Annotated in this window: 28 protein-coding genes and 1 riboswitch; of the genes, 13 read left to right on the forward strand and 15 right to left on the reverse strand. The window is 66.9% G+C overall.

Annotation, left to right across the window (positions count from 1 at the left end; all coding sequences use genetic code 11):
* Positions 1–66: 66 nt before the first annotated feature.
* The 5 genes from C8N44_RS12915 to C8N44_RS12935 all read right to left on the reverse strand — a co-directional run bounded on the left by C8N44_RS12915 (position 67) and on the right by C8N44_RS12935 (position 4,581).
* On the reverse strand, positions 67–768 hold the full coding sequence (locus C8N44_RS12915; RefSeq protein WP_107977199.1) for a CbtA family protein: 702 nt from the start codon (positions 766–768) through the stop codon (positions 67–69).
* A 3-nt stretch (positions 769–771) separates the two neighbouring features.
* A complete protein-coding gene (locus C8N44_RS12920; RefSeq protein ID WP_107977200.1) occupies positions 772–951 on the reverse strand; it encodes a CbtB domain-containing protein in 180 nt (59 codons plus the stop codon).
* Between the two features lie 33 nt (positions 952–984).
* Positions 985–1,185: riboswitch (cobalamin riboswitch) on the reverse strand.
* Between the two features lie 20 nt (positions 1,186–1,205).
* Positions 1,206–2,099, reverse strand: coding sequence for a glycosyltransferase (locus C8N44_RS12925; protein ID WP_107977201.1), 894 nt, complete (start codon positions 2,097–2,099; stop codon positions 1,206–1,208).
* A gap of 75 nt (positions 2,100–2,174) precedes the next feature.
* On the reverse strand, positions 2,175–3,644 hold the full coding sequence (locus C8N44_RS12930; protein WP_107977202.1) for an ABC transporter substrate-binding protein: 1,470 nt from the start codon (positions 3,642–3,644) through the stop codon (positions 2,175–2,177).
* Between the two features lie 76 nt (positions 3,645–3,720).
* On the reverse strand, positions 3,721–4,581 hold the full coding sequence (locus C8N44_RS12935) for a helix-turn-helix domain-containing protein (protein WP_107977203.1): 861 nt from the start codon (positions 4,579–4,581) through the stop codon (positions 3,721–3,723).
* Positions 4,582–4,699: 118 nt separating this feature from the next.
* On the opposite strand from C8N44_RS12935, the gene C8N44_RS12940 reads away from it, so the two are divergent.
* The 3 genes from C8N44_RS12940 to C8N44_RS12950 are packed head-to-tail and all read left to right on the forward strand — an operon-like array spanning position 4,700 to position 6,710.
* A complete protein-coding gene (locus C8N44_RS12940) occupies positions 4,700–4,903 on the forward strand; it encodes a DUF2061 domain-containing protein (RefSeq protein ID WP_107977204.1) in 204 nt (67 codons plus the stop codon).
* On the forward strand, positions 4,896–5,789 hold the full coding sequence (locus tag C8N44_RS12945; protein WP_107977205.1) for a fatty acid desaturase: 894 nt from the start codon (positions 4,896–4,898) through the stop codon (positions 5,787–5,789). The genes C8N44_RS12940 and C8N44_RS12945 overlap by 8 nt, the downstream gene beginning before the upstream one ends.
* An 18-nt stretch (positions 5,790–5,807) precedes the next feature.
* Positions 5,808–6,710, forward strand: coding sequence for a DMT family transporter (locus tag C8N44_RS12950; protein ID WP_107977206.1), 903 nt, complete (start codon positions 5,808–5,810; stop codon positions 6,708–6,710).
* A 4-nt stretch (positions 6,711–6,714) separates the two neighbouring features.
* Here the strand turns inward: C8N44_RS12950 and C8N44_RS12955 are convergent, their stop codons facing one another.
* Entirely contained in the window at positions 6,715–7,341 is a 627-nt protein-coding gene (locus tag C8N44_RS12955; RefSeq protein ID WP_107977207.1) for a ribonuclease T2 family protein, read from the reverse strand.
* A 205-nt stretch (positions 7,342–7,546) separates the two neighbouring features.
* Here C8N44_RS12955 and C8N44_RS12960 point away from each other — a divergent pair, with 205 nt between their 5' ends.
* The 3 genes from C8N44_RS12960 to C8N44_RS12970 are packed head-to-tail and all read left to right on the forward strand — an operon-like array spanning position 7,547 to position 10,479.
* Positions 7,547–8,326, forward strand: coding sequence for a DUF1013 domain-containing protein (locus C8N44_RS12960; RefSeq protein WP_107977208.1), 780 nt, complete (start codon positions 7,547–7,549; stop codon positions 8,324–8,326).
* A gap of 24 nt (positions 8,327–8,350) precedes the next feature.
* Positions 8,351–9,124 (forward strand): trehalose-phosphatase, encoded by a 774-nt coding sequence (gene otsB / locus C8N44_RS12965; protein WP_107977209.1) that lies wholly within the window; start codon positions 8,351–8,353, stop codon positions 9,122–9,124.
* On the forward strand, positions 9,106–10,479 hold the full coding sequence (locus tag C8N44_RS12970) for an alpha,alpha-trehalose-phosphate synthase (UDP-forming) (protein ID WP_107977210.1): 1,374 nt from the start codon (positions 9,106–9,108) through the stop codon (positions 10,477–10,479). The genes otsB and C8N44_RS12970 overlap by 19 nt, the downstream gene beginning before the upstream one ends.
* Before the next feature lie 6 nt (positions 10,480–10,485).
* On the opposite strand, the gene C8N44_RS12975 is transcribed toward C8N44_RS12970, so the two are convergent.
* Both C8N44_RS12975 and recR read right to left on the reverse strand, forming a co-directional pair.
* Positions 10,486–11,487, reverse strand: a complete 1,002-nt coding sequence (locus C8N44_RS12975; protein WP_107977211.1) for an autotransporter outer membrane beta-barrel domain-containing protein — start codon at positions 11,485–11,487, stop codon at positions 10,486–10,488.
* 67 nt (positions 11,488–11,554) lie between these two features.
* Positions 11,555–12,154 (reverse strand): recombination mediator RecR, encoded by a 600-nt coding sequence (recR, locus tag C8N44_RS12980; protein ID WP_107977212.1) that lies wholly within the window; start codon positions 12,152–12,154, stop codon positions 11,555–11,557.
* Positions 12,155–12,246: 92 nt separating this feature from the next.
* Between recR and C8N44_RS12985 the strand changes: the two genes are divergently transcribed.
* The gene (locus C8N44_RS12985) at positions 12,247–12,774 is read left to right on the forward strand and encodes a hypothetical protein (RefSeq protein WP_107977213.1); all 528 of its coding nucleotides are present in this window, start codon (positions 12,247–12,249) and stop codon (positions 12,772–12,774) included.
* A gap of 18 nt (positions 12,775–12,792) precedes the next feature.
* Here C8N44_RS12985 and C8N44_RS12990 read toward each other — a convergent pair whose 3' ends face one another.
* A complete protein-coding gene (locus C8N44_RS12990) occupies positions 12,793–13,137 on the reverse strand; it encodes a YbaB/EbfC family nucleoid-associated protein (protein WP_107977214.1) in 345 nt (114 codons plus the stop codon).
* A 194-nt stretch (positions 13,138–13,331) separates the two neighbouring features.
* On the opposite strand from C8N44_RS12990, the gene C8N44_RS12995 reads away from it, so the two are divergent.
* From C8N44_RS12995 to C8N44_RS13005, 3 genes are all read left to right on the forward strand, one after another.
* Positions 13,332–15,611 (forward strand): NADP-dependent malic enzyme, encoded by a 2,280-nt coding sequence (locus tag C8N44_RS12995; RefSeq protein ID WP_107977215.1) that lies wholly within the window; start codon positions 13,332–13,334, stop codon positions 15,609–15,611.
* Positions 15,612–15,701: 90 nt separating this feature from the next.
* Complete coding sequence (locus tag C8N44_RS13000; RefSeq protein ID WP_107977216.1) at positions 15,702–16,106, forward strand: hypothetical protein; 405 nt, start codon at positions 15,702–15,704, stop codon at positions 16,104–16,106.
* A 12-nt stretch (positions 16,107–16,118) separates the two neighbouring features.
* On the forward strand, positions 16,119–16,568 hold the full coding sequence (locus C8N44_RS13005; protein WP_107977217.1) for a hypothetical protein: 450 nt from the start codon (positions 16,119–16,121) through the stop codon (positions 16,566–16,568).
* Between the two features lie 26 nt (positions 16,569–16,594).
* On the opposite strand, the gene C8N44_RS13010 is transcribed toward C8N44_RS13005, so the two are convergent.
* Complete coding sequence (locus C8N44_RS13010; protein ID WP_107977218.1) at positions 16,595–17,752, reverse strand: MFS transporter; 1,158 nt, start codon at positions 17,750–17,752, stop codon at positions 16,595–16,597.
* On the reverse strand, positions 17,745–18,500 hold the full coding sequence (locus tag C8N44_RS13015; protein ID WP_107977219.1) for a DeoR/GlpR family DNA-binding transcription regulator: 756 nt from the start codon (positions 18,498–18,500) through the stop codon (positions 17,745–17,747). The genes C8N44_RS13010 and C8N44_RS13015 overlap by 8 nt, the downstream gene beginning before the upstream one ends.
* A gap of 306 nt (positions 18,501–18,806) precedes the next feature.
* Between C8N44_RS13015 and prpE the strand changes: the two genes are divergently transcribed.
* Positions 18,807–20,705 carry a propionate-CoA ligase PrpE gene (prpE, locus tag C8N44_RS13020; protein ID WP_107977220.1) on the forward strand — a complete coding sequence of 633 codons (1,899 nt, stop codon included), beginning with the start codon at positions 18,807–18,809 and terminating at the stop codon, positions 20,703–20,705.
* A 3-nt stretch (positions 20,706–20,708) separates the two neighbouring features.
* Here prpE and gloA2 read toward each other — a convergent pair whose 3' ends face one another.
* Genes gloA2 through C8N44_RS13035 form a run of 3 tightly spaced genes read right to left on the reverse strand, consistent with a single transcriptional unit; the run spans position 20,709 to position 22,619 of the window.
* Positions 20,709–21,092, reverse strand: a complete 384-nt coding sequence (gloA2, locus tag C8N44_RS13025; protein ID WP_107977221.1) for an SMU1112c/YaeR family gloxylase I-like metalloprotein — start codon at positions 21,090–21,092, stop codon at positions 20,709–20,711.
* Positions 21,093–21,146: 54 nt separating this feature from the next.
* Positions 21,147–21,815 (reverse strand): DUF4396 domain-containing protein, encoded by a 669-nt coding sequence (locus tag C8N44_RS13030; RefSeq protein WP_107977239.1) that lies wholly within the window; start codon positions 21,813–21,815, stop codon positions 21,147–21,149.
* 42 nt (positions 21,816–21,857) lie between these two features.
* Positions 21,858–22,619 (reverse strand): NAD kinase, encoded by a 762-nt coding sequence (locus tag C8N44_RS13035; RefSeq protein WP_107977222.1) that lies wholly within the window; start codon positions 22,617–22,619, stop codon positions 21,858–21,860.
* Between the two features lie 164 nt (positions 22,620–22,783).
* On the opposite strand from C8N44_RS13035, the gene glyA reads away from it, so the two are divergent.
* A complete protein-coding gene (glyA, locus tag C8N44_RS13040) occupies positions 22,784–24,079 on the forward strand; it encodes a serine hydroxymethyltransferase (protein ID WP_107977223.1) in 1,296 nt (431 codons plus the stop codon).
* Between the two features lie 383 nt (positions 24,080–24,462).
* Complete coding sequence (locus C8N44_RS13045; RefSeq protein WP_107977224.1) at positions 24,463–25,488, forward strand: hypothetical protein; 1,026 nt, start codon at positions 24,463–24,465, stop codon at positions 25,486–25,488.
* Between the two features lie 9 nt (positions 25,489–25,497).
* Here the strand turns inward: C8N44_RS13045 and C8N44_RS13050 are convergent, their stop codons facing one another.
* Entirely contained in the window at positions 25,498–26,334 is an 837-nt protein-coding gene (locus tag C8N44_RS13050) for a hypothetical protein (RefSeq protein ID WP_107977225.1), read from the reverse strand.
* Positions 26,335–26,395: the final 61 nt, after the last annotated feature.

Below are 26,395 nucleotides of genomic sequence, written 5' to 3' on the forward strand. Positions count from 1 at the left end.
GGTCCCGGATGTGCTTTTTTTGGGGGGCTGACGGGTGCGGGGCGCCTTGCGGCGCCCCGGTGTCGGTCAGGCGGGTTGCGAGGCGCGGATCTCGGCGCTTTCGCGGGCCCAGAGATAGGCGGCCAGCGCGCCGAGGATGGCCCAGGCCGCCATGCCGACGCCATAGGCGCGGGCGGCGAAGTGGGCGCCGAGCTCGGTCGGGACGGGGCCTGTGAAGACCGCGGGCTCGGGGGCGCCGACGAGGTGGGGCGCGAGCAGCAGCACGGCTGCTGCGGCCCATGCGACGAGGCCCTGTCCGAAGGCGATCAGCCAGAGCGCGCCGCCGGCAGCCAGCACGGTCGCGATCCACCAGACCTGACGCAGGCCGACATCAGCGGCGGCGACACCCGGCACCTCGGGTGCGAGCGAGAAGCCTGGCGCGAACTGGACGGCGACGAAGCCCGCGATGCCCCAGATGAGGCCACGGCGCGCGGTCAGCGCGGCGCCGCGCGACTGGGCCAGCGCCATGAGCGGTACGAGCACCAGCGCGTAGCCGGTGTAGATGAGCATGGTGAAAACGATGCTGAGGCCGTCACGCACCGGATTGATGCCGCCGAGCTCCTGCTGGGCAGAGACCACGCTTTCGGCACCGAAGTGCACGAGTTCACCGCTTTCGTAGAGCTCCGCGTGCAAAAGCACCGGCTGCACGAAGACAAGCTGCAGAAGGGCGGCAATCAGCCCCGCTGCAGCACCAGCGAGCACCGCGCTGGTCAGGATCCTGCTGAACATGGTTCAGTGGCAGGGAAAGCCGGTGGCGTGGCGCACGTCGTGGGCCGCGTCGTGCAACGTGTCGGCCTGGACGAAGCCGGTCGCAAAGACGATGGCGGCGCCGACCATGGCGGCGAAGATGCCTGCCGCGAGAATCGAGCGGCTGCTGCTGCCGGTGACGACGGTGGTTGCGGGTGCGTTCATTCCGTTCTCCTTGCCCTCTCACCCGAGGGCTTTGAAAGTTTCCCGTGACCGGCAGGTCTCCTGGCTTGCGTGTCTTCGCCGTTTGGCTGGCCTTCCCGGTTGCCCAGTGGCGCCTTCAGCCCGGCTCGACGCTTACAGTTGCGGGGGCAGCTGACGAGTTGGCCCGCGGGCCGCACGACATTCCCTCTTGCCTCCGGGGTGTGTGCCCCCGGAACCGTTCACCCCATGGTGATGCCCGAGCGGGGCGGGGCGCGTCAAGGACTGGTTGCGGCGTCTGCTGGTTCTTCGCCGACTGTTGCCCGGCTCGAAGGTGGTATGTCCCGCCAGATGCCGTAGGTTTCGCGGAAATGGTCGATGGCGCGACGGTCCGAGGCGCGGCGGTTGTCGCCTTCGAAGCTGGCGGCGCGCAGGGGGTCGATTTTCTCGGACTTGGTGCGCGCGCAATGCTCGATGCGGCGAGGCAGCCAGATGCCGATCCCGCGGCGGGCGAGGTGCCCCGACAGAAGGATATCGTCGACCATCCAGACATCGTCGGGAATCGCGAAATTCGGTCCGATGAAGTCGGGGCGGATCACGACGCCGGCGTAGCCGAAGGCGATGTCGGCGTAGCCCGCGCGCACCACGTACCTACGCTGGGCCTTGTCTCCGATGGGTGTCGGACGCCACCATTTGAGCCGCTGGGCGTAGCGCTTCATCCGGAACACGGGATCGGGAAGATGGCGCCCTGCCACTGCGCGGGAACCCTGGCCGACGGCCGGCGTGCCCGGGACGATCTCGTGCAGGTGACCGCCGTAGCAGGCGACGCAGTCCCGGGGCCGCTGACGCTGGGCCCGCAGCAACCCGCGCGCCCAATGTCGCGAGTAGATGCGGTCATCGTCGCAGAAGAGGATCTGCACCTCCTCGCCTTCAAGGTCGCGGGCGGCGTGAAGGAACTTGGAGGCAGGACCGAGGTCGTCCTCGACCCTGACGACGTTGATCCCCTTTGGCACATCTGGTGGCCCCCCGTCGTAGTCCGGAAAACGCCGGTAGCGCTTCGGGATGTATAGCCGGATCTCGTCGATGGTTTCCGTCTGGCGCTGTAGCTGCTCCAGGACGGGGCCAAGGCCAGTGAACCGAGGGGGGATGGAGGTGAGGGAAATGATTGCCATGGGGAGCGAACGAAGGACGCCGCCGGGATTCCCCGGCGGTCATCGCCTCGGTCGATGCCTATGCCATGCGACTGGTCATTCCTTCCAGCTCACGCCGGTCAGGTCGTTCGCCTGCGTCGGCTGGTTCAACCAGAGGCCATCGAGGCGCGCGTCGGCCACGGTGGGGTAGGCGAGCTGGAAGAGATAGGCGTTCACGTGATCGTCGGCGATGATGGTCTGCGCCTCGGCCAGCATGTCCAGCCGCTGCTGCGGTTCGGTCGTTGTCGACAGATCCTGCATCAGCGTCTGGAACTCTGGGTTGTCGTAGTGGAAGTAGTAGTCCGGCTGGGCGTAGATGCCGATGTCGAGCGGCTCGGTATGGCTGACGATGGTCAGGCCGAAGTCGCTGCCGCGGAAGACCTCTTCCAGCCACTGCGCCCATTCGAGGTTTGTGATCTCGGTCTCGATCCCGACCTCGCGCAGCTGGGCGGCGATGATCTCGCCGCCGCGGCGGGCGTAGGAGGGGGGCGGCAGTTTCAGAGTGGTGGTGAAGCCGTCAGCCATGCCCGCATCCTCGAGCAGCTGGCGCGACAACTCCGGGTCGTAGTTCGACCGGTCGATGAGGTCGACGTAGGCGGGATTGTGGGGCGCGAAATGCGTGCCGATGGGCGTGCCGAGGCCGAACATGGCGCCGTCGATGATCTGCTGGCGGTCGATGGCATGGGCCACGGCTTCGCGCACCTGCGGATTGTCGAAGGGCGGCTCGGCATTGTTCATGGCGAGGATCGTCTCGCCCTCGGTCGAGCCGACGAGAACCTGGAACCTCGGATCGGCCTCGAAGAGCGGCAGGTTCTCGGGCGCGGGGAAACCGGCAAAGGCGTCGATGTCCTGCGCCATCATTGCCGCGAAGGCGGCGGTGGGGTCCGAGATGAAGCGGAAGGTCGCCTCGGTCAGGGCGGGCTTGGCGCCCCAGTAGTCGGCGTATTGCGTCAGCTCGATCCGGTCGCCCTGCACCCATTCGGAGAACTGGAAGGGCCCGGTGCCGATGGGCGTCTGCTTGATGTCGTCGATGGAGTCCTCGGACACGATGACGGCGTCGCCCCAGGCCATGTTGAACAGGAACGTGCCCTCGGGCTGGGAGAGCGTCACCTCGACCGTGCGCGGGTCGATGACCTCGACGTTATCGATGGCGGCAAAGAGCCCCTTCTGGGCGTTCTGGCTGTCCTCGCCGCGGGCGCGGTCGAGCGTGAACTTGACGTCATCGGCGGTCATCTCGGTGCCGTCGTGGAAGGTCACGCCCTCCTGCAGGTGGAAGGTGTAAGTCAGCCCGTCCTCGGAGATATCCCAGCTTTCGGCGAGGCCGGGAACGACCGCACCGGTTTCGGTAAATCGCGTGAGGCCTTCGAAGACATTAGCGTAGAGCACGCTGTCGATGGCCCCGGCGGCGGCGCTGGTGGGGTCGAGGTGCGGCGGCTCGAGCTGGATCGCGAGTGTCAGGTCGGTCTGCTGCGCGTGCAGGGCGGTGCCGCAAAGCAGGGCCGCGGCGAGCGTGAGGGTGCGGGTCATGGCGTCTCTCCCTTTGGTTGGGGCGAGTGTTGGCGAAGCACGGGCCCTCTGGCAAGACCCTCGCTGCGCTGCGGCGTCATCGGACCTTGGCCCGTAACATGCGAAGATGGTCGGGCAGTGCCCGTGAGGAGACGCTCGCCTCTTTCACGAGGTGGTCGAAGTGGGCCGTCAGCGCGGTGACCCGTTCAGTGTCGCGGAAGGCCATGTAGTTGCGCCCGACGTAGAGCACGGCCAGCAACGGGCCAAAGATGGTGATCGGGGCGGACCAGAGGCGGCGAGCGTCGAACAGGTAGACGCGCAGCCGGGGATAAAGCGTCTCGGCCAGCTCGGTCAGCGTCTCGATCTGCCGGGCGCGGATCTTGGCATCGAGCCCGCCGTAGTAGCCCGCCCCCTGGGCCAGCCCGTCGAGCTCGTAGAGCGGCATGGCGATCTCGAAGTCCGAACGCGACACGCGCATCCAGTTCAGCCGGTCCTCGGAGGCGTTGATTGCCTGCTCGGTCGTGCGGCCCAGGTGCGGCCCGTATTCCCATTCGAGCATCTCGCGCGTCTTGAGCATGTCGGGCAGGGTCGTGGGCACGTGCCGGACCTTGTAGCCCTCGGCCTCGCGGAACCAGGCGAAGATCTGTTCATCGACGAGTGCGCGGGGCGCCTCGGTCAGGGTGAGCGAGTTTGCCAGCAGGTCCGAGGCGCTTTCGGGGCGGTCCGAAAGGCCAAGAAGCCAGTCCGACGAGATGCCGAGCGCCTGCGCGCAGGCGCCGACGACTTGCGCGTTGGGCAGGCGGGCGCCGTCGTCCTTGAGAAGCTGCGAGACGGTGGAGCGGTCGATGCCGGTGGTGCGCGCGAGGGCGGACTGGGTCGTGCCCGCGTCGGCCATCGCCTGGGTCAGGCGGTCACGGAAAAGCCGGGCGCGTGTGCGCTTGTCGATAATCTGCGGCATGTGGTGATTTATATCACCATTGACGTGTTTTGTTAATCATTTCCCGAATGTCCCGCGCCGCGGCGCGGCGATAGCGTGGAGCAGAACGAAAACTCCCCGAATTCAAGAAGGAGGATTCATGGAATCCCGCTCACGCACGCTTTTGAAATCCGTTCTCTGGACACTGCTGGGACTGGTGACGATGAGCCTTGTCGGGCTTGTTTTTACCGGCTCACTGGTGCTGGGCGGTGGGATGGCGGCGATCAATGCCGTGCTCGGGTTCCTGTGCTATCTCGTATACGAGCGAGTCTGGGCCGGCATCCGCTGGGGCCGCCATGTCTGAGCGGTTCGAATGGCCGACGCTGGTGCTGCTGGCGGGCTGCTATCTGCTCTGGGCGCTGGGAACGACCTGGCTTGCGGTGGTCTGGCTGCCGCTTGCGATGGTTGCCGTCGTGGTCGCGACGGCGCTGCATTCCTCGCTGAACCACGAGATGCTGCACGGCCACCCCTTCAGGTCGCGGTTCTGGAATGGGGCGCTGGTCTTTCCGGCGCTGGCGGTGACGGTGCCCTACATGCGGTTCAAGGACACGCACCTTGCCCACCATCGCGATTCCCGGCTGACCGATCCCTACGACGATCCCGAAAGCAACTACCTCGATCCGGCCGTCTGGGCGCGACTGTCGGTGCCCATGCGCGTGCTGCTGAAGGTCAACAATACGCTCGCCGGGCGGCTGTTCTTCGGGCCGATGATCGGCACAGTTGCCTTCCTGCTGCCGGACCTGCGGGCACTGGCGCGGGGGAACCGGCGGGTCTGGCTGGCCTGGCTGCTGCACGTGCCAGCGGTTGCTGTGGTGCTGTGGTGGATGGTCAGCGCGGCGGCCATGCCGATCTGGGCCTGGGTGATCTGCGTCTACGCGGCGCTGGGCATCCTCAAGATCCGGACCTTCCTCGAGCACCAGGCCCACGAGGAGGCCGAGGGCCGCACGGTCATCATCGAGGACCGAGGCCCGCTCGCGCTGATCTTCCTGAACAACAACCTGCACGTGGTGCACCACCTGCACGCCGCCGTGCCGTGGTATCGGCTGCCAAAGGTCTATCGCGCCAACAGGGATCGCTACCTCGCGCGGAACCGGGGCTATCTCTACGAGTCCTATTCCGAGATCTTCCGCCGGTATTTCTGGCGCGCCAAGGACCCGGTGCCGCATCCTCTCTTTCCCCCGCGCGGCTAGCGGCGCATAGCGGCGGGCATGGAACTCTGGATCATCGCCACCTTCGCTGCCGCCTTCTTCCAGACGCTGCGGTTCATCCTGCACAAGAAGCTGAGCCTCGGGGGCCTTGGCCCCACGGGCAGCACATTCGCGCGCTTCGCCTATGCCGCGCCCTTCGCGGCGCTTGCGGTGGGCGGCTACGTGCTGGCCACCGGATCGGCGCTGCCTGCGCTGAGCTGGCCCTTCTGGGGCTGGGCCTGGGCTGGCGCGCTGGGGCAGATCCTGGCTACGATCTGCGTTGTGGCGCTATTTGCCGAGCGCAACTTTGCCGTGGGCATCACTTTCAAGAAGACCGAGGTGATCCAGACCGCGATCGTCGGGTTCTTAGTTCTGGGCGAGGTCATCAGCCCGGCGGGCTGGGCGGCCATTGCGGTGGGTCTAGTCGGTGTCCTGCTGCTGTCCGAGACGCCGGGATCGGCGGGCACGCTTTGGCACAGGCTGGGCACCAGGGCGGTGGCGCTTGGCCTTGCCTCGGGGTTTTTCTTCGCGATCTCGGCGGTGGGCTACCGCGCGGCCTCGCTCGAACTGGCGACTGACGATGCGCTGCTCCGGGCGGGGGTAACGCTGGTCTGCGTGACATCTTCGCAGGCGCTGGCGATGGGGTTCTACCTTGCGCTGCGGGCGCCGGGGCAGCTGGCCGCGACATGGGGCGCGCGCCGGGTCGCCGTCTGGCTGGGGCTGAGCTCCATGGCGGGCAGTCTGTCGTGGTTCACGGCCTTCACGCTGCAGACCGCCGCGCTGGTGCAGGCGCTGGGCCAGGTGGAGTTGGTCTTTTCGCTCGCGGCCTCGGTGCTGGTCTTCAAGGAGAGCGTCACGCGGCGCGAGCTTGGCGGCATCGCGTTGCTGGCGCTGTCGATCCTGATCCTGATCGCGGTGGTCTGACGGCTCAGCGGTCGATGGGCAGGAAACGCGCGTCGTCCAGCGTGCAGTCGCGGATCACGTCGGCGCCGCAGGTGCGGGGCTCCAGATCGCGTGTCAGGCAGATCCGCGCCTCGCGGATGCCGCCGTCGCGGCAGGTGATGGTGATCTGGTCCGGTTCGAGGTCGGGGTTCGCCTTTAGGAATGCCTCCTCGATGACCGATGCGGGCAGAGTGACCTCGCGGTCGAGATCGCGCAGGACCTGGGGGCGGGCGACGCCGTCATAAGCCCGCCGCGACAGGTCGAAGAAGGCCTGTGCATCAAGGCCGGAGCAGGTGCCGTGGCGGCGCCACTGATGCCGGACAGCGCCCCGGTCGCCCATGATGTCGGTCATCTGCCCAGTCAGGGTTTCCGACGGGTCGGCGATGCTGGTCGGGCACTCCGACGGCCAGCCGCTTTCGTATTGCGGCCAGAGCCCGTGCAGCACCCAGCCGAGGTCGCGGTCGCATTGCGGCGAGCCGCGGGCCTCGCCCACGGCGTCGCACCAGGCGGGCGACCAGCTCAGCGCGAGAACGTAGTAATCGAAGTTTCCGGGGCGGTCGCCCTCGGCCCGGGCCATGGTGACGCTCAGCAGGAGGGCGATGATCCAGCGCATTTGCTCTTTCTTCCTTAACCGTAGGGCACTATATAGCGCGGCAGTTTCCCGACAACGGTGACGTGTTCCGGACCACTCCGGAACCGCCGAGGCCCGAAAGGCCCGGCGCGGGAAGAAGATTTGCCCGCTCGCGCGCCACCGGCCCCGGGCGATGTGACACGCGGCGCCCGATGCGCCCATGACGAGACTCGAAGGAGAGAGGCACATGGCCAAACTGCTGCATCCCAAGGCGACCGCCGTCTGGCTCGTGGATAACACCACGCTGACCTTCAAGCAGATCGCAGATTTCACCGGCTATCACGAGCTGGAGATCCAGGGCATTGCCGATGGCGACGTCGCGACCGGCGTGAAGGGCTTCGACCCGGTCGGCAACAACCAGCTGGAGCAGGGCGAAATCGACAAGGCGGAGAAGGATCCGCTCTACAAGATGAAGCTCAAGCACAACCCGGCGGCTGTTGACGAAGACAAGCGCCGCGGTCCGCGCTACACGCCGCTGTCCAAGCGCCAGGACCGCCCCGCGTCGATCCTCTGGCTGGTCAAGTTCCACCCCGAGCTGGCGGACAGCCAGATCTCGAAGCTGGTGGGCACGACCAAGCCGACGATTCAGGCGATCCGCGAGCGGACCCATTGGAACATCCAGAACATCCAGCCCATTGACCCGGTGGCGCTGGGCCTGTGCAAGCAGTCGGAGCTCGACGCCGCGGTGGCCAAGGCCGCCAAGAAGCGCGAAGAGGTGATGACTGATGACGAGCGCCGCAAGCTGGTGTCTACCGAACAGAGCCTGGAGATGGAGCCCGAGCCGCGGCTTCCCTCTGCCATTGAGGGGCTGCAGAGCTTCTCACTCTCCGATCCCCGCGACGAGGGCGAGGAAGAGGGCGAGGATACCGAGTCCAGCCGCGATGATGGCGACTACACCGACGCGGACAGCTTCTTCAACCTGCCCGGCGACAGCGATGACGACGACGAGGAAAACGACCGCCGCTGAGGTCGTCTTCCCGGGGCGGCGCCGATGAGCGCCCGCGATCTCGTCGCCGCCCTTCCGCCGCTTCGTGAGACGGCGGTTTTCCTGGATTTCGACGGCACGCTCGTCGATCTCGCCGAGACACCGGACGGGATCGCCGTGCCGGAGGATCTTCCCGATCTTCTCGACAGGCTGACCGAGGTCACGGGCGGCGCGCTGGCGCTGGTCTCGGGCCGGTCGGTTGGTGCGCTCGAGGAATTCCTGCCTGGCTTTGAGGGGGTCATCATCGGCGGTCACGGGGCCGAGCAGCGCATCGACGGGTTGCTCGAGACCCATCCGCTGGCGGGCAGCGAGGCTCTGGGACAGCTGACCCGGGCGGTCGAAGCTTTGGCACGGCAGCATCCGGGCACCATCGCCGAGCGCAAGCCCACGGGCGTCGTGCTGCACTACCGTCGCGTGCCCGATCTGGAGGCCCGGCTCGTGAGCCGGATGTCCGATCTCGCGGCCACGCATCCGGGGATTGAGCTTCACCGCGCGAAGATGGCGCTGGAGCTCCGGCCGGACGATATCGGCAAGGATATTGCCGTCGGCCTGCTGAGATCGCGTCAACCCTTTGATTGCAGAAAGGCAATCCTGTTCGGGGATGACGCAACCGACGAAGTGGCGATGCGTTACCTTCTCGACCACGGGGACCTGGCCTGCAAGGTCGGAACGGGAGAGACCGGCGCACCCCTTCGCGCAGAGGATCCGACCGAACTCCGCGCAGCCCTGTGGATGTGGACCAGCGGAGAAGGATCCGAGGCATGGCCGAGCAAAGACTGATCGTCATTTCAAACCGCATCCCCACCGAGGAAGAGCCTTCGGGCGGTCTGGTGGTGGCGCTGCACGACTGCCTGAACGCCCGCGGGGGCATCTGGATCGGAAGTTCCGGCGGACCTGTGGAGCAGCCTCGGGCAGGGCTGACCAAGATCGCGGAGGGCAACTACACGCGCTACACCTTCGATCTGTCGCGGGAGGAGTACGACACCTACTACCTTGGCTATTCGAACGCGGTTCTGTGGCCGGTCTTTCACCGGCGCGCCGACCTGATGCAGGTGCGGCCGGGTTACGCGCAGGGCTATCTCGACGTGAACGCCCGGGTGGCGGACATGGTGGCCGAGTTCGCGGGCCCGGATGATACGCTCTGGGTTCAGGACTATCACTTCCTGCCGCTGGCCGCGATGCTGCGCGAGCGGGGTGTGCAGAGCCGCATCGGCTTCTTCCTGCACATTCCCTTCCCCGAGGCCTCGCACGTGCCGGCGTTGCCGGACGCGCAGAACATCTGCAGCTGGGTCGCCTCCTACGACGTCTTCGGCCTGCAGACCGAGGCAGACGTCGAGCGGTGCGAGAACCTCTTCCGCCACGAGTGTCCGAGCTTCATCGAAAGCGATGGGACGATCTCGGTGGCCGGGCGTCGGTGCCGACCCATGGCATGCCCCATCGGGATCGATGCGGAAGGCTATCGCGCAACGGCCGAGAAATCGAAGGTCGGCAAGCGGCTCTTCATGCACAAAGGCCAGAAGCTGGTTTTGGGTGTCGACCGGCTCGACTATTCCAAGGGGCTGGTGCAGCGCTTCGAAGGCTTCGGCGCCTACTTGGGGCGTCGCTCGAATACCGACGAGCCGGCGACGCTGCTCCAGGTAGCGCCACCCTCAAGGCAGGATGTGGACGCCTACAAGGACATGCGTATGCAGCTTGACCTGACGGCGGGTTCGATCAACGGCGATTATGGAGAAATCGACTGGACGCCGATCCGCTACGTGCGGCGGTCGCTGCCCCGGGACGAGCTTGCAGGGCTTTATCGCCGCGCGGACGCCGTGATGGTGACGCCGCTGGCGGACGGGATGAACCTTGTCGCCAAAGAGTTCGTGGCCGCGCAGGATCCCGAGGACCCCGGCGTGCTGATCCTGTCGCATTTCGCCGGCGCGGCCGAGCAACTGACCGATGCGCTGCTGGTCAATCCCTACGACGCCGACGAGATGGCCGCGGCGCTGGAACGGGCGCTGACGATGCCGCTGGAGGAGCGCAAGGCGCGGCACGCGCGGCTCTGGGAAAACGTCCGCGATGAAGATGTCGACTGGTGGACGGGGCGCTTTCTTGGCGCGCTCTGCCAGCCGAGGGCGGTCGAGGCGGCCTGAGCCCTCTCAGAACCGTTTGGTCACGGCCAGCGCGGCGCCGGTTTCACCGGCGGCGTGGCTGATCTCGAGCCTCCCGCCGAAGCCTGCGGGCAGCGTCATCTCGGCCCCAACCGTCAGCACTTCGCGGTCCAGCAGGTCCGTGGCGGGCACGCTAGTGGAGGCGCCCGAAACGGCGATGTCGATGTCGTCACCTTCGCCCCGCTCGATGGCAAGCGATCCGTAGGGCGTGAGCGTGCCCCAGTCGGTGTCCACCGGCATCGAAAGCTCCGCCTTCAGCCGCGTGACGTGCGCGACCCGGCGGTCGGTGTCCGCCCGAAGGTCGGCCACGGCGCCGCCCTCGGTTTCATGGCGCAGGTAGTCGGTCTGCAGATCAAAGCGCATGGGGCCCGCGCCGGTGCCTGCCCAGACCGGACCGCCGGCCCGCAGGCTGAGCCCCCAGAGCCGCCCGTCGTTGTCGACGCCGCCCGTCCGCGTTCCCGCCAGCTTGTTGTGCGTGCCGCCGCTGAAGAGCGTGGCGCCGTAGTCCACCTTGCCGCGCGTGCCGTCGGTGGCCAGACCGTAAAGGTATGTGCGGATGCGGGCGTAGTGGTCGCCGTCCTCCATGTCGCTCTGGCCCTGGACGTAGCCGACAAAGGCCGAAAGGCCCTGCCAGCCGAGCCCCTGGCCCAGCACGAAGCCGCGGGTATGGAAGTCGCTGTCCTGCGCGTCGTCGACCTGCTGTCCGCCCCAGCGTGCATATCCGGCGATCCAGCGGCCCCGCGACTGGCTGTTGTCCTGCACGAGATCGGCAAAACCGAAGCCCGCCTCGCGCATCATGAGGTCGGACTGCGACAGCGGTGCCGAGTCGATCACGGTCAGCGTGTCGCCCGAGCGCAGCGCCGGCAGATCGGTGGCGGGCGTGGGGGTGCCTGCGGGCAGGTCGTAGACACCGGCACGGTCCTGCGCCGCCGCGAGGCTGGGCAGAGCGAGGCTTGCGAGGGCGAGCGGGAGGATGAGGCGGCGGATCATGACGGCATTCCCGGTATTGCGTGCCTGCCTTTGAGCACGATGATGCGATGCCGTCCAGAGAGCCGGGTCAGAGCCTCTTTCGGGCGTTCAGGGCGGCGCCGATGGTGCCGTCGTCGAGGTAGTCGAGCTCGCCGCCGATGGGCACGCCCTGCGCCAGCGAACTGAGCGCGACGCGGTCTTCAATCTGGTCGGCGATGTAATGGGCCGTGGTCTGGCCATCGACGGTCTGGTTGAGCGCAAGGATGACCTCGGTGATCTCTTCGCCCGCGATGCGGTCCTTGAGCTGCGGGATCCGCAGCTCGTCAGGGCCGACGCCGTCCAGCGCCGAGAGGGTCCCCCCAAGCACATGGTAGCGGCCACGAAAGGCCCCGGCGCGTTCCATCGCCCAGAGGTCGGCCACGTCCTCGACCACGCAGAGCAGGCCGTTGGCGCGGGTGTCGTCGCTGCAGATCTCGCAGATCTCGGTAGTGCCGACGTTGCCGCAGTTCAGGCATTCGCGGGCATTCTGCGCGACCGCCTGCATGGCCTCGGCCAGAGGTTGCAGCAGAATGCCCCGCTTGCGGATCAGGAACAGCACCGCGCGGCGTGCGGATCGGGGCCCGAGGCCCGGAAGCCGGGCCAGCAGGTCGATCAGCGTGTCGATTTCCGAACGGTTCGGGCGGGACATGCGTTGGCTCCGGCTGTGCGTTTCAAGAGTCCTGCATCGCAGCGATGAGCGCAAGCACGTCACCGCCGCTGGCGAAACAGGGGAGGGAAGTGATGCCGAGACGGCGTTGGACGGCGCGCTACGGAGCGCATGAGATCGAGTTGACCCACAGGTGGCGTCTGATTCCGCCAAAGGCGCTCCAGACGCTGAGCGTGGACGGCGAGCTTCTCGCGGCGAAGGAGGCGGTGCTGCCGCAGCTGCAGTCCGAACTGTCCGGCGACATCGAGACCGAAGACGGGCCGGTGCGCGTCGTTGGTCGGGTCGGAGGGCGGACGATCCGGGCCGGGGGGCAGATCCTCGTGGAGGGTCGAAGGATCGGCGGCAAGCCGAAGATCCGCTACATCGAGGACGACAAGCGCGCGTCCATGCGGCGGGGCGGCTTCCTGGGGTACTTCTTCCGCTACGGGCTCTGGACCTTCGGGGTGCCCTACGGGCTTGTCATGGCGATACTGAACCACCGCGATTACCCCGGCGCCGGGATCGAGGACTTCCTGCTGGAGGTCGCGAGCTACGGACTGGCCTTCGCCATCGTCATGTCCGCCGCCTTCTACTTTCGTCTGTGGAAGCTCGGGCGGCGCTGAAGGCCGCCCGGTGCCGGCTCAGAACGGCAGCTTCATGTCGGCGGGCAGGCCCATTTCCTCGGTGAGCTTGCGCATCTCGGCCTCGGATTTTTCCTGCGCGCGGGCCTGGGCGTCCTTGATCGCGGCAAGGATCAGGTCCTCGACCACTTCCTTTTCGTCGCCGTTGAAGATCGACGGGTCGATGTCGAGAGCCTTCAGCTCGCCCTTGGCGGTTGCCGTGGCCTTGACGAGACCGGCACCGCTTTCGCCGACGACCTCCATCGCCTTCAGGTCTTCCTGAAGCTGCGTGACCTTGCCCTGCATTTCCTGCGCGGACTTCATCATCTTGGCCATGTCGCCAAGACCGCCCATTCCCTTGAACATCGTGCTCTCCTGCATCTAAGCGCTTGCGTCCTAGATACGGTCGCCGGCCCGACGGGACAAGGCGTGGTCGGTTTCTGCCCCGCAGCATCTTTGTCCTGCTGCGTCTGCGCGATTTACTTTCGTGACGTGAGGTTCTACGCGCTTGTCGGCGCAGCCATGCGCGCCCTTGCACCATGACGAAAGACTTGCCCGCGATGTCCGAGTTCAGCAACGAGACGCTGCGCCAGGCGGCGCTTCACTACCACGAGTTTCCCAAGCCGGGAAAACTCGAGATCCGCGCCACCAAGCCGCTTGCCAACGGTCGCGATCTTGCACGCGCCTACAGCCCCGGCGTGGCCGAGGCCTGTCTCGAGATCAAGGAGGATCCCAAGGCGGCGGCGCGCTACACCGCGCGCGGCAATCTCGTGGCGGTGGTCTCCAACGGATCGGCGGTGCTGGGGCTCGGCAACATCGGTGCGCTGGCCTCCAAGCCGGTGATGGAGGGCAAGGCGGTGCTCTTCAAGAAGTTCGCCAACATCGACTGCTTCGACATCGAGCTAAACGAGAGCGATCCGGAAAAGCTTGCGGAGATCGTCTGTGCGCTGGAGCCGAGCTTCGGGGCGATCAACCTCGAGGACATCAAGGCGCCCGACTGCTTCATCGTCGAGAAGATCTGCCGCGAGCGGATGAACATCCCGGTCTTTCATGACGATCAGCACGGAACGGCGATCGTCGTGGGCGCGGCGGCGACCAACGCGCTGCACGTGGCCGAAAAGAAGTTCGAGGACATCAAGGTCGTCTCGACAGGCGGCGGAGCGGCGGGCATCGCCTGCCTGAACATGCTGTTGAAGCTGGGCGTGAAGCGCGAGAACATCTGGCTCTGCGATATCCACGGACTGGTCTACGAGGGCCGGGAAGAGGACATGACACCCCAGAAGGCCGAGTTCGCGCAGAAGTCGGACCTGCGCAGCCTGTGCGAGGTCATCGAAGGCGCGGACCTCTTCCTCGGCCTTTCGGGGCCGAACGTGCTCAAGCCTGAACACGTGAAGTCGATGGCCAAGCGCCCGGTGGTCTTTGCGCTGGCGAACCCCACGCCCGAGATCATGCCCGACCTCGCGCGCGAGGTTGTGCCCGACGCGATCATCGCGACCGGGCGCAGCGACTTTCCCAACCAGGTCAACAACGTCCTGTGCTTCCCCTTCATCTTCCGCGGCGCGCTCGACGTGGGCGCGACCGAGATCAACGATGCCATGCAGGTCGCCTGCGTCGAGGGGATCGCCGCGCTCGCCCGCGCCACGACCAGCGCCGAGGCCGCCGCCGCCTACCGCGGCGAGCAGCTGACCTTCGGGGCCGACTATCTCATCCCCAAGCCCTTCGACCCGCGCCTGTCGGGCGTGGTGTCCAAGGCCGTCGCCAAGGCCGCGATGGAAACCGGCGTCGCCGAGCGCCCGCTCGAGGATCTCGAGGAATACAAGCGCAGGCTCGATGCCAGCGTCTACAAGTCGGCCCTTCTCATGCGCCCGGTGTTCGAGGCGGCGGCCACGGCGGCGCGCAGGATCGTCTTTGCCGAGGGCGAGGACGAGCGCGTGCTGCGGGCGGCACAGGCGATCCTCGAGGAAACGACCGAACAGCCGATCCTCATCGGCCGCCCCGAGGTCATCGCCATGCGGTGCGAGCGCATGGGGCTGGAAATCCGCCCCGACCGCGACTTCAACATCGTGAACCCGGAAAACGACCCGCGCTACCGCGACTACTGGGGCACCTACCACGAGATCATGGCCCGGCGGGGCGTGACGCCCGACCTCGCGCGCGCGATCATGCGTACGAACAGCACCGCCATCGGGGCCGTGATGGTGCATCGCGACGAGGCCGACAGCCTGATCTGCGGGACCTTCGGCGAGTACCGCTGGCATCTGAACTACATCCGGCAGGTCTTGGCGACGAAGAAGCTTCATCCGCAGGGGGCGCTGTCGCTGATGATCCTCGAGGACGGGCCGCTGTTCATCGCGGACACGCATGTGCATGCCTCGCCCACGCCGCAGCAGCTTGCCGAGACCGCCATCGGCGCGGCACGGCACGTGCGGCGCTTCGGGCTCGAGCCCAACATCGCGTTCTGTTCGCAGTCGCAGTTCGGCAACCACACCGAAGGCTCGGGGCAGCGCATGCGCGCCGCGTTGGAACTGCTCGACGACGAACAACGGGACTTCTGCTACGAGGGCGAGATGAACCTTGACGCGGCGCTCGATCCGGAGCTGCGCGAACGGCTGCTGCCGGGCAACCGGATGACGGGCGCCGCCAACGTGCTGATCTTCGGGGACGCGGATGCGGCCTCTGCCGTGAAGAACATCCTCAAGATGAAGGCGAGCGGGCTCGAGGTCGGGCCGCTGCTCATGGGCATGGGCAACCGGGCACATATCGTGACGCCCTCGATCAGCGCACGCGGACTGCTCAACATGGCGGCCATCGCGGGCACGCCCGTGGATCACTACAGCTGAGGGGCTGACCGGCGCCGAAAGGCATGACAGCGCAGCGCGTTCTTGCTATGGTTGTGTCAGTTATTGATACATCCATTTCCGGAGACCGCCATGCGATTTGCCCTTCTGGCGCTGGTTCTCTCGTGTCCCGGCGCGCTTAGTGCGCAGGGGCTCTTCTCGGCCCCGAGCGAGGCGCAGCAGCAATTCAGTGTCCAGTCGCCCGTCGCGGCGCCGAGCGGCAAGATCATCGAGGATGCGCTGCGCGATTTCGATGCGCAGCTTGCGGCGCCGGTGCGGTCGGCGGAAGGCGTTACGCTGGTCCCATACCAGGATCTCGTCGATCAGAAAACCGAGGCGCAATGGAGCTTCGAGGGTGAGCAGTCCAAGGCGCTCGGCGTCGATATCTCCAACATCTGCCTGACCGCGGCGGGGGCTTGCTGGGTCGGCTACACCACCGCCGGATCGAGCTGCTTTTGCGAAACCAAGGACATGCTCGAACTGGGCATCGTGCGCTGAGGGGGATCCGGCTTGCAGGTCATCACCAAGCTCATCGAGGTACTGAAGCCCTTTCGCGACCTGATCGTGATCGTCGTGGCATTGGCGAGCGCCGGCTATGGGGCCATCACCTATTTCGCCACGGCCGATCAGCTCGCGAAGACGAAAGAGGAACTGGAGCGTTTGCAGACCAGCCAGCACGGGGCGGCCATCGCGGCGCTGGACGAGCTGCGCTGCTTCAACGGCCTCAACCGGGAGCTTCTGCGGGCGGAGCTCGAGGAGTTCCGGCTGACGACGCTGCTTCAGAAGAACCTTTCGGACAGCGAGAAGCTGCGCGGCGATGAGAGCGAGTTCGGGCGGGTGACGCTGGCGACCCTCTCGGCAAACCGCGACAGCCTCACGAACAAGCTGATCGACGCCGACCGCAAGAAGCGCGAGGCGCTTGGCGCCCTGCAGAACGGGACCTGCGCGGGGACGGCCTGACCGGTCGCGGAGGTGCGTGCGCCGGATCAGGCCCGGGCGGTGACCCGTGCGGGGCGTGACAGGACCGGCGCGAGCATGGCAATCATGAGGGCCAGGCAGCCGACAAGCAGGAAGGAGGTCCGCAGCGAGGTGGCCTCGGCCACGAAGCCGATCGCCGGGGGGCCGAGCAGCATCGCGCCGTAGCCGAGGGTCGCGACCGATGCGATACCCTGGCCGGCCGGAACCTCGGGGTCGTTCGCTGCGCGGCTGAAGGCCAGCGGCACGATGGCGGCGTAGCCGACGCCCATGAGGACAAAGCCCGCGAGCGCAACGGGAAGCAATGGAATGCCGACGGTGAGCAGGCAGCCTGTGGCGGCCAGAAGCCCGCTGGCGCGGGCGACGGTGACCGGCCCGAGCCGTGTGATGAGCGAATCCACACAAAGGCGCATGATCACCATGGTGACCGAAAAGGCCGCGTAGCCCAGTGTCGCCACGCTTTCGCCGGTGCCCACGGTGTCGACCAGATAGACCGCGCTCCAGTCGGTCACAGAGCCCTCGCCCAGCCCGGCGCCGAGGGCCATGAATCCCACGAGGAACAGCGGCCCCCGCGGCAGGACAAAGGCGGGATCTCCGGTCTGGGTGGCGCGGACGCGGGATTGCCAGGTGGTGTTCAGGAACGGGCCGAAGAGCAACGTGGCAAGCAGGGCCAACACCGCGAAGTGCAGGCCCGTTGGGACCGCAAGACTGGTGGCGACAAAGCCGCTGGCCGCACCAAGCCCGGCCCCAAGGCTCCACATCGCGTGGAAGGAAGCCATGACCGAGCGGCCCTTGTGAGCCTCGACCTCGGTCGCCCAGCTGTTCATCGTCACGTCCATCGCGCCATGACTCATCCCGAAGATGAAAAGCGCGACACCGAGCGCGGTAACGGAGGGCGCGAGGCCCACGAGGACAAGGGTCAGGAGGTACAGCGCGGCAAGCCAGCGGGTCACGCGCACGGCCCCGAGGCGATCCGCCAGCCGGCCTGCGAAGGGGAAGGACACCAGCGCGCCCACGCCCATCAGAAGGAGCAGCAGGCCGAAGCTTGCCTCGGAAAGGCCGAACTTCGCGATGACCGAGGGCACGCGCGAGGCCCAGCATCCCAGCAGGATGCCGTTCAGGGCAAAAGCGGCGGCGACGCTGCGCCAGGGCGTGACGAGCTCAGACATTGCGGATCTCCATGCCGGTCCTTGCGAAGGGGGCGGTCTGCTGGGCTGTCGCGTTGCTGACCATGACCCCCAGGGCTTTGCAAGGCGCAACCCGGTGTCTTGCGCGCCGACCGAGCTTTTCCCCCGTTGTCATGACCACGCTGCGATGCGCGGCATCGATCATGGCGCGCTTGACCGCGGCCTCGTCCATGTCGTCGGCTCCGAGCCCGAAGGTGGCGTCGATCCCGCAGGCCCCCAGGCAGGCGAGGTCCGAGGCGATGCCTGAAATCTCTTCGACTGTCCCGTGTCCCACGGCGATCGCGCCGTAGGCCGAGAGGCGGCCGCCGACGAGCTGCACCGGCGTGCCTGCGGCCAGCGCAGCGAGGGCGACCGCGGGAGCGGGTGTGACGATCAGGCCGTTCGGCAGGGGCGGAAGGGCCTGGGCGAGGGCAAGCACCGTCGTGCCGCCGTCGAGCATGAGCACCATGCCGTCCTCGATCAGGGGGAGGGTCGCGGCGACCAAGGCTTCGTGCGTGGCGGCGGTTTCGGTCATGCGGTCCAGGGCGGGGCGTGCCGGACGCGCGACAGGCATCGCGCCACCCCGGATGCAGCGCGCGTAGCCCTGCACCTCGAGCGCCTTGAGGTCGCGCCGCAGCGTGTCGACGGAGACATCGAACTCGGCGGCAGTGGCGGAGAGGCTGAGAGACAGTCCGCGTTCGAGCCGCGCGCGCAGCGTTTCCTGGCGGGCCTCGGGGGTGTTGATGTCCATGGTGCCTCGCGACGAGATTCGGCAATATGCCGTAAAATGAAGTAAATTGCGTATTTATGCAATATCGTGTCTTCTTTCGGATTCTGGCCGTGGGTTTTGCAAAGGCTGAGTGTCTTTGCAGCGCAGGAAGGCTGATCTGCAATCTTTGCAAAGATTTGCAGTCCGAGATTTGCGAAATCACGCCCCTTGCTGCGTGATTCTGTCCTGAGCGTCGCTAACACGCTTGCTCGGTCGCCCGGTGCGCCCGTATCCCATTGGATCAAGGACCGGCAGGAGGAAACCGGTCGCCTGGGAGGAGGAAAATACATGTCTTACAAAGACATCTATGCCAGCTGGAAATCGGATCCCGAGGCTTTCTGGCTCGAGCAGGCGCAGGCCATCGATTGGGTCGAGCCCCCGAAGCAGGCGCTCTTCGACCGCGGAGAGAACCTCTTCGAATGGTACGCGGACGCCAAGGTGAACACCTGCTGGAACGCGGTGGACCGGCATGTCGAGGCCGGGCGCGGCGACCAGGCGGCCATCATCCACGACAGCGCTGTCACCCACACCAAGCGCGAGATTTCCTATGTGGAGCTGCGCAACCGCGTCGCATCGCTCGCCGGCGCCCTGCGCGCCAAGGGCGTGGAGAAGGGCGATCGCGTCGTCATCTACATGCCGATGATCCCCGAGGCGCTCGAGGCCATGCTCGCCTGCGCGCGGCTCGGCGCCATCCATTCCGTGGTTTTTGGCGGGTTCGCCAGCCATGAACTTGCCGTGCGGATCGACGACGCCAAGCCCAAGTGCATCATCGCCGCCTCCTGCGGGATCGAACCGGGGCGGATCGTGCACTACAAGCCGCTGCTCGACGGGGCGCTTTCGCAGGCCGGCCACAAGCCCGACTTCTGCGTGATCTTCCAGCGCGAGCAGGAAGTGGCGCATCTTGAAGAAGGGCGCGACTACAACTGGCACGGCTTCCAGTACGGCGTGCAGCCCGCCGAGTGCGTCCCGGTCGAGGGCAATCACCCGGCCTATATCCTCTACACCTCGGGCACGACCGGACAGCCCAAGGGCGTGGTGCGCCCCACCGCCGGACATCTCGTGGCGCTGAACTGGACGATGAAGAACGTCTACAACGTGGAGCCGGGCGACGTCTTCTGGGCCGCTTCGGACGTGGGCTGGGTCGTGGGCCACAGCTACATCTGCTACGCGCCGCTGATCCACGGCAACACCACCATCGTCTTCGAGGGCAAGCCGGTGGGCACGCCCGATGCCGGGACGTTCTGGCGCGTAATCGAGGAACACAAGGTGAAGTCCTTCTTCACCGCCCCCACGGCCCTGCGCGCGGTCAAACGCGAGGACCCGCAGGGCACCCATCTCAAGGATTACGACCTGAGCGGCCTCCAGGCGATCTACCTTGCCGGCGAACGCGCCGACCCCGATACCATAGAATGGGCGCAGCGTGTCACGGGCAAGCCGGTCTACGACCACTGGTGGCAGACCGAGACGGGCTGGACCATCGCGGGCAACCCGGCCGGGATCGAGGCCATGGAGGTCAAGATCGGCAGCCCCTCGGTGCCGATGCCGGGCTACGATCTTCAGATCCTCGACGAAGCGGGCCACCCGGTGCCCGCCGGCACGCTGGGCGCCATCGCGGTGAAGCTGCCGCTGCCTCCGGGCACGCTGCCGACGCTCTGGGGTGCCGAGGCAAGGTTCCGCAAGAGCTACCTCGACCATTTCCCCGGCTACTACGAAACGGGTGACGCCGGCATGATCGACGAGGACGGCTACGTCTGGATCATGGCGCGCACCGACGACGTCATCAACGTGGCGGGCCACCGCCTTTCGACCGGTGGCATGGAGGAGGTGCTTGCCTCCCACCCCGACGTGGCCGAATGCGCCGTCATCGGCGTGAAGGACGAACTCAAGGGGCAGTTGCCCATGGGCTTTGTCTGCCTGACCAAGGGCGTGGACCGGCCGCATGACGAGATCGCCCGCGAATGTGTGAAGCTGGTCCGCGACCAGATCGGGCCAGTGGCGGCCTTCAAGCTTTGCACTGTGGTCGACCGGCTGCCCAAGACGCGGTCAGGCAAGATCCTGCGCCGGACCATGGCCGCAATCGCCGACGGCGAGGCGTTCAAGCCACCGGCGACCATCGACGATCCCGCCATCATCGACGAGATCCGCGAGGCGGTGAAAGGGCTCGGCTACGCCAAGGAGCCGGCCTGAGGCTCAGTTTTCGTAGAGTTCGAGCGGCAGCCCGTCGGGATCGGCGAAGAAGGTGAACCGCTTGCCGGTCAGTTCGTCGAGGCGGATGTCCTCGACCTCGATACCCCGTGCCTCCAGCGTCTGCTTGGCTGCTGCCACGTCATCCACCGCGAAGGCAAGATGGCGGAGACCCTGCGCCTCGGGACGCGAGGGGCGGGCCGGCGCACCGGGGAAGGTGAAGAGCTCGATCTGTCCGCCGCCGGGAAGGGCAAGGTCGAGCTTCCAGCTGTCACGTGCTTCGCGGTATGTTTCCGCAATGACCTTCAGCCCGAGCACCTCGGTATAGAAGGTCTTGCTGCGGGCATAGTCGCTGCAGATCACGGCGACATGGTGGAAGGCTTTCAGCATCGCGGGGCTCCGACGGTTTGCCCGTTCATGGCACGGCGCCGCGCCGGGCGCTATTCAGTGATGGTGCGCGTGATCGGTCATGCGCGGATCCATCATGCCTTCCTTCACGCCTTTGCGGATCAGCAGCACGTTGACCGGGTAGGCCGCGATCAGGCCGCAGGTAAGCGAGACGATCAGCGAGGACCAAAAGCGGATGTCCCCGAGGCCGGCCTCGCCGGCAAGCGTCATGTCCACGCCGATGGCGACCACCTCCATTACGGCGATCGAGGGCGTTTCCGAGATGACGGCATCCTTGAGCGCGGTGCCGAGTTTCTCGCCACCCTGCAGCAGCGGGCCTACGGTCAGGGCATAGCCCGCCACATAGGCCAGCGTGAAGGTGATGGCCGCCGTGCCCCAGTTTCCGAGCTGCAGCAGTCCGACCGCGATGATGAGGCCCACGATCTCGCCCATGCCGCAACCCGAGTAGCAGTGCGCGACCGACCGGAAAGCCCTGCGCCAGAGCCCGTCGTCGGGGATCTCCTTGCGGCCGCACCGCCAGTAGACCAGCAGGCCGAACGGGCCGGAGTAGAGTACGGTCAGCACCCAGACCACTTTCATCAGACTCATCAGGTGCGTGTTGTTCCGCGTCAGGTCGCGGATCAGCACGATCTGGCAGGGGATCACCAGGGCTGCCCAGATGATGAGGAACCAGGGTGACGAAAGGATGGCGGTCAGGGTCTGCATGAAGGCGGAACACATGCCTGGACCCAGGGTTCCGCTCGCGGATCAGACGAACTGCTCCTGCAGCAGGCGCTCTTCCAGGCCGTGACCCGGGTCGAAAAGCACACGGTGGGCGACGCCGGGCTCGGAACGGATGTGGACACGGCGCACGTCTCGGACGCCGCGGGCGTCGGCCTCGGCCATGACCGGACGCTTTTCATGTTCAAGCACCTCGATGGTGACCTCGGCAGTCTTGGGCAGCAGGGCGCCGCGCCAGCGGCGGGGCCGGAAGGCAGCCACGGCCGTCAGCGCAAGCACGTCGGATCCGATGGGCAGGATCGGCCCATGTGCCGAGTAGTTGTAGGCGGTCGAACCGGCGGGTGTCGCGACCAGTGCGCCGTCGCAGACCAGATCTGCCATGCGGACGCGGCCGTCGACGCTGATCCGCAGGCGGGCGGCCTGAGCGCCTGCACGCAGGAGCGAGACCTCGTTGATCGCCAGTGCTTCGTGCACGAGATCCTTGCCGCAGTGGGCGCGCATGAAGAGCGGATTCAGGACGGCTTCCTCGGCCGCCGAAAGGCGTTCGTCGAGGGCATGCTCGGAATATTCATTCATCAGGAATCCGACGGTTCCGCGATTCATCCCGTAGACCGGCACATGCAGGTCCTGCGTGCGGTGCAATGTGTTCAGCATGAAGCCATCGCCGCCGAGCGCGACGATCACGTCGGCGCCTTCCTCGGCGTGGTCGCCGTAGCGGCGGCTCAGGGCCGCGCGGGCGGATTGCGCGATGGGCGCGCTGGACGCGCAGAAGGCGATGCGGAGAGTCATGGGTTTCCTAAAGGCCACCGTTCACCGCGATGCAATCACAACTTTCCGGCAATGCCCAGCAATGCCGCGGGAAATGGCCGCCATGTCGCTTTGCCGTCTTTGCGTTCCGCGCCCTTTCCTTTACGAAACCTCTCAAACCGAATGCCTGGCAAGGGAGAGCCCCCATGAACGCACCCCATCGCGACGACGGTTTCTTTACCGAGAGCCTGGAAACCCGTGACCCCGACCTGTTTGGCGCCATCCGTGGCGAGCTGGGACGTCAGCGCGACGAGATCGAGCTGATCGCCTCCGAGAACATCGTCTCTGCCGCCGTGCTCGAGGCGCAGGGCAGCGTGATGACCAACAAGTACGCCGAGGGCTACCCGGGCCGCCGTTACTACGGCGGCTGCGAGTGGGTCGACGTGGCCGAGAACCTCGCCATCGAACGGGCCTGCAAGCTCTTCGGCTGCGAATTCGCCAACGTGCAGCCGAACTCCGGATCGCAGGCTAACCAAGGTGTCTTCACCGCGCTGATCCAGCCTGGCGACACGATCTTGGGCATGAGCCTCGACGCGGGCGGCCACCTGACCCACGGCGCCAAGCCCAACCAGTCGGGCAAGTGGTTCAACGCGATCCAGTACGGCGTGCGCAAGCAGGACAACGAGTTGGACTACGATCAGGTCCAAGAGCTTGCCAATGAGCACAAGCCCAAGCTCATCATCGCGGGCGGGTCGGCCATCCCGCGGCAGATCGACTTTGCCCGCATGCGCGAGATCGCCGACAGCGTGGGCGCGCTGCTGCACGTGGACATGGCGCACTTCGCGGGGCTGGTGGCGGCAGGCGAGCATCCCTCGCCCTTCCCGCACGCCCACGTGGCCACCACGACCACCCACAAGACCCTACGCGGGCCGCGCGGGGGCATGATCCTGACCAACGACGCGGAGATCGCCAAGAAGGTCAACTCGGCGATCTTCCCCGGCATCCAGGGCGGGCCGCTGATGCACGTGATCGCCGCCAAGGCCGTGGCCTTCGGCGAGGCGCTGCGCCCCGAGTTCAAGACCTATGCCAAGCAGGTCATCGCCAACGCTCAGGCGCTGTCGGACCAGCTGATCAAGGGCGGGCTCGACACGGTGACCCATGGCACCGACACCCACGTGGTGCTGGTGGACCTGCGCCCCAAGGGCGTGAAGGGCAATGCGACCGAGAAGGCGCTGGGCCGGGCCCACATCACCTGCAACAAGAACGGCGTGCCGTTTGACCCCGAGAAGCCGACCGTGACCAGCGGTATCCGGCTCGGCTCGCCCGCGGGGACCACGCGGGGCTTCGGCGAGGCGGAGTTTCGTCAGATCGCCGACTGGATCATCGAGGTGGTCGACGGGCTCGCGGCCAATGGCGAAGATGGCAACGGCGAGGTCGAGGCCAAGGTGAAGTCTGAGGTCGAGGCGCTCTGCAAACGGTTCCCGATGTATCCTGAGCTCTGAGGTTGGCGCCAAGTCCGGCATTGTGGCCGTCGTCCCTGCAGGGGCGGCGGCCTTTTCGTGTCGGACCGGACGGGGACACGGGTGTCCCGGGCCGGGACATTATTTCGGTCTTTTAAAATCAACAGGTTACCTGGTTTAGGTAACCATTTCTTAGGAATGTCCCGGGGTGGCGGCGCGTCAAGGGGGGGGCTCTGCCCCCGCGGCCTGCGGCCGCTCCCCCGGAGTATTTGGGCCAAGAAGAAGCGCGCCGGGCGCTCGTCGGGACGGGATGGGGAGGAACTTGCCGGTGGCGCGTGAAAACCGGCGCCGGGAGATGCAGGACCGCTTTCCCCCGTGCGACGGTGCATATAGACATTGCATCCATGACAGGCAGATCGGCGCGGATGACCGCACTTGAAGGCTATGAGCGGCTGGAGGCCGTGGGGCTCTGGAGACCCGGGGCCGGAGAGCAGCGCCGCGAGGTGATCGTTTCGCTGGGCGAGGCGACGCTGACGATTTCCGATATCCAGAACCGGGCGCTGACGCACTGGTCGCTTGCCGCCGTGAGCCGCGGCAACCGCGGCAACGATCCGGCTCTGTTTCATCCCGAAGGCGACGACTCCGAGACGCTGGAGCTGCCCGCCGACGAGGCGATGATGATCGAGGGGATCGACCGGCTGATCACCGCGATCAACCGGCATCGCCCGCAGCCGGGCAAGCTGCGCTGGTATCTTGGCGGGGCGGCGGCCCTGGTGGTGCTTGCGCTGGTCTTCTTCTGGCTGCCCGGGGCGCTGATCGGCTACACGGCGCGTGTGGTCCCCGAGGTCAAGCGCGAGGAGATCGGCCGCGCGCTGCTGTCGGAGCTCACGCGGATGACCGGCGAGCCCTGCCGCGCCCCCGAGGCCATGCCGGCGCTGCGGTCGCTCGCAGGGCGGGTGCTGGGGCCCGGGCGCGGCAGTGACCTTGTGGTCGTTCCCGAGGGCGTGAGCGGCAGCGCACACCTGCCGGGCGGGGCCATCCTTCTGTCGCGCGAGGTGATCGAGGGGCCCGAGGACCCGGACGTGCCGGCGGGCTACGTGCTGGTCGAATCCCTGCGTGCGGCCACGCATGATCCATTGCATGACCTTCTGCGCCATGCCGGGCTGTGGCCGAGCCTGCGGTTGCTGACCACGGGCGAGCTGCCGGCGGCGGCGCTTGACGATTATGCCGACGACCTGCTGACCGGCACGCCGCGGCCCCTGGACGATGCCAAGGTGATCGAGGCCTTTACCGCGGCCGAGCTGCGCAGCCGGCCCTATGCCTATCATCGGGACCCGAGCGGCGAGAGCGTGCTGGCGCTGATCGAGGGCGATCCGCGCGCGGTCGAGGGCAGCCGGACCGTGCTGAGCGATCCCGCCTGGCTGCGGCTGCAATCGATCTGCGACGGTTGAGCCGCGCTGTCAGTCGTACATCGGGTGGGTGGTCAACCGGCGGAAGCCGTCGGGCGCTGGCGGCGTGGGGGCCTGCACCCGACCGGTGATGACCGGTGGTGTGAGGGTCGGCGCCGCGTCGGCGGGCACCGCGCTTCTGGGCACGGTGCTGGTCCAGATCTGCTGGGTCGCGGCCTGTCCCGGGACCTTCTGCCATGCGCGCCAGCGGTTGAGACGGCCGTCTGTCCAGACGGGCTGGTATCCCGGCGGGATGGCAAGATCTCCTCCGGCAACGCGCCCTTCCCATACATGCGTCGGGACGATCCAGGCCCGGGACGAGATGCGATCGGGGATGGTGGCCTTCGGAGCCGGTGAGGGCATGTCGAAGGCGGATGTGGCGTAGCGCGTTTCGACCGCCGGTCTGGTGGCGGTTTTTGGGGTGCGGGCTGGGGCCTCGGTGAGGGGCCTGGGGTTGCGCGCTGGCGTGGCGGTCGTGTCCGGGGGCCTTGCCGCGCTGGTCTGAGGCGCGGGTTGCCTTTCGCGGGCGGGGGCTGGTGCGGGCGAGGCGTCTTCGGTGCTGACCACGCGGGTGGTGGCGGGCGCATCGATGGCGGTGGTCCGGAAGCTCGGGGTCTGGCCGCAGACCTGCTGGCTCGAGCGGGTGACGCGCGGAATCCACTGGGTGTCGCCCTTCAGGCCTGCGCGGACGAACACGCAGCCGCGATCATCGACGAACTGCACGCCGGTGAACCCGTCGGGGGGCAGGTTGGCCGGTGCCTCCCACTCCCCGCCGATCTGTGCGGTGGCCTGATGCGCCCCGGTGGCAGCCGCGAGCGCAAGGGCCAGAATCACGTGCCGTTTCAGCATCCTGCAGAGCCCCCCTGAGGTAACGGGCAGGATGCCGCAGCGACAGTCGCCTGTAAAGCGG

This window comes from Allosediminivita pacifica, assembly GCF_003054175.1.
GTDB lineage: Bacteria > Pseudomonadota > Alphaproteobacteria > Rhodobacterales > Rhodobacteraceae > Allosediminivita > Allosediminivita pacifica.

Coding starts and splice junctions, on each gene's coding strand:
- C8N44_RS12915 (WP_107977199.1), bottom strand. CDS start 768: ATGTTCAGCAGGATCCTGACCAGCGCGGTGCTCGCTGGTGCTGCAGCG.
- C8N44_RS12920 (WP_107977200.1), bottom strand. CDS start 951: ATGAACGCACCCGCAACCACCGTCGTCACCGGCAGCAGCAGCCGCTCG.
- C8N44_RS12925 (WP_107977201.1), bottom strand. CDS start 2,099: ATGGCAATCATTTCCCTCACCTCCATCCCCCCTCGGTTCACTGGCCTT.
- C8N44_RS12930 (WP_107977202.1), bottom strand. CDS start 3,644: ATGACCCGCACCCTCACGCTCGCCGCGGCCCTGCTTTGCGGCACCGCC.
- C8N44_RS12935 (WP_107977203.1), bottom strand. CDS start 4,581: ATGCCGCAGATTATCGACAAGCGCACACGCGCCCGGCTTTTCCGTGAC.
- C8N44_RS12940 (WP_107977204.1), top strand. CDS start 4,700: ATGGAATCCCGCTCACGCACGCTTTTGAAATCCGTTCTCTGGACACTG.
- C8N44_RS12945 (WP_107977205.1), top strand. CDS start 4,896: ATGTCTGAGCGGTTCGAATGGCCGACGCTGGTGCTGCTGGCGGGCTGC.
- C8N44_RS12950 (WP_107977206.1), top strand. CDS start 5,808: ATGGAACTCTGGATCATCGCCACCTTCGCTGCCGCCTTCTTCCAGACG.
- C8N44_RS12955 (WP_107977207.1), bottom strand. CDS start 7,341: ATGCGCTGGATCATCGCCCTCCTGCTGAGCGTCACCATGGCCCGGGCC.
- C8N44_RS12960 (WP_107977208.1), top strand. CDS start 7,547: ATGGCCAAACTGCTGCATCCCAAGGCGACCGCCGTCTGGCTCGTGGAT.
- otsB (WP_107977209.1), top strand. CDS start 8,351: ATGAGCGCCCGCGATCTCGTCGCCGCCCTTCCGCCGCTTCGTGAGACG.
- C8N44_RS12970 (WP_107977210.1), top strand. CDS start 9,106: ATGGCCGAGCAAAGACTGATCGTCATTTCAAACCGCATCCCCACCGAG.
- C8N44_RS12975 (WP_107977211.1), bottom strand. CDS start 11,487: ATGATCCGCCGCCTCATCCTCCCGCTCGCCCTCGCAAGCCTCGCTCTG.
- recR (WP_107977212.1), bottom strand. CDS start 12,154: ATGTCCCGCCCGAACCGTTCGGAAATCGACACGCTGATCGACCTGCTG.
- C8N44_RS12985 (WP_107977213.1), top strand. CDS start 12,247: ATGCCGAGACGGCGTTGGACGGCGCGCTACGGAGCGCATGAGATCGAG.
- C8N44_RS12990 (WP_107977214.1), bottom strand. CDS start 13,137: ATGTTCAAGGGAATGGGCGGTCTTGGCGACATGGCCAAGATGATGAAG.
- C8N44_RS12995 (WP_107977215.1), top strand. CDS start 13,332: ATGTCCGAGTTCAGCAACGAGACGCTGCGCCAGGCGGCGCTTCACTAC.
- C8N44_RS13000 (WP_107977216.1), top strand. CDS start 15,702: ATGCGATTTGCCCTTCTGGCGCTGGTTCTCTCGTGTCCCGGCGCGCTT.
- C8N44_RS13010 (WP_107977218.1), bottom strand. CDS start 17,752: ATGTCTGAGCTCGTCACGCCCTGGCGCAGCGTCGCCGCCGCTTTTGCC.
- C8N44_RS13015 (WP_107977219.1), bottom strand. CDS start 18,500: ATGGACATCAACACCCCCGAGGCCCGCCAGGAAACGCTGCGCGCGCGG.
- prpE (WP_107977220.1), top strand. CDS start 18,807: ATGTCTTACAAAGACATCTATGCCAGCTGGAAATCGGATCCCGAGGCT.
- gloA2 (WP_107977221.1), bottom strand. CDS start 21,092: ATGCTGAAAGCCTTCCACCATGTCGCCGTGATCTGCAGCGACTATGCC.
- C8N44_RS13030 (WP_107977239.1), bottom strand. CDS start 21,815: ATGCAGACCCTGACCGCCATCCTTTCGTCACCCTGGTTCCTCATCATC.
- C8N44_RS13035 (WP_107977222.1), bottom strand. CDS start 22,619: ATGACTCTCCGCATCGCCTTCTGCGCGTCCAGCGCGCCCATCGCGCAA.
- glyA (WP_107977223.1), top strand. CDS start 22,784: ATGAACGCACCCCATCGCGACGACGGTTTCTTTACCGAGAGCCTGGAA.
- C8N44_RS13045 (WP_107977224.1), top strand. CDS start 24,463: ATGACCGCACTTGAAGGCTATGAGCGGCTGGAGGCCGTGGGGCTCTGG.
- C8N44_RS13050 (WP_107977225.1), bottom strand. CDS start 26,334: ATGCTGAAACGGCACGTGATTCTGGCCCTTGCGCTCGCGGCTGCCACC.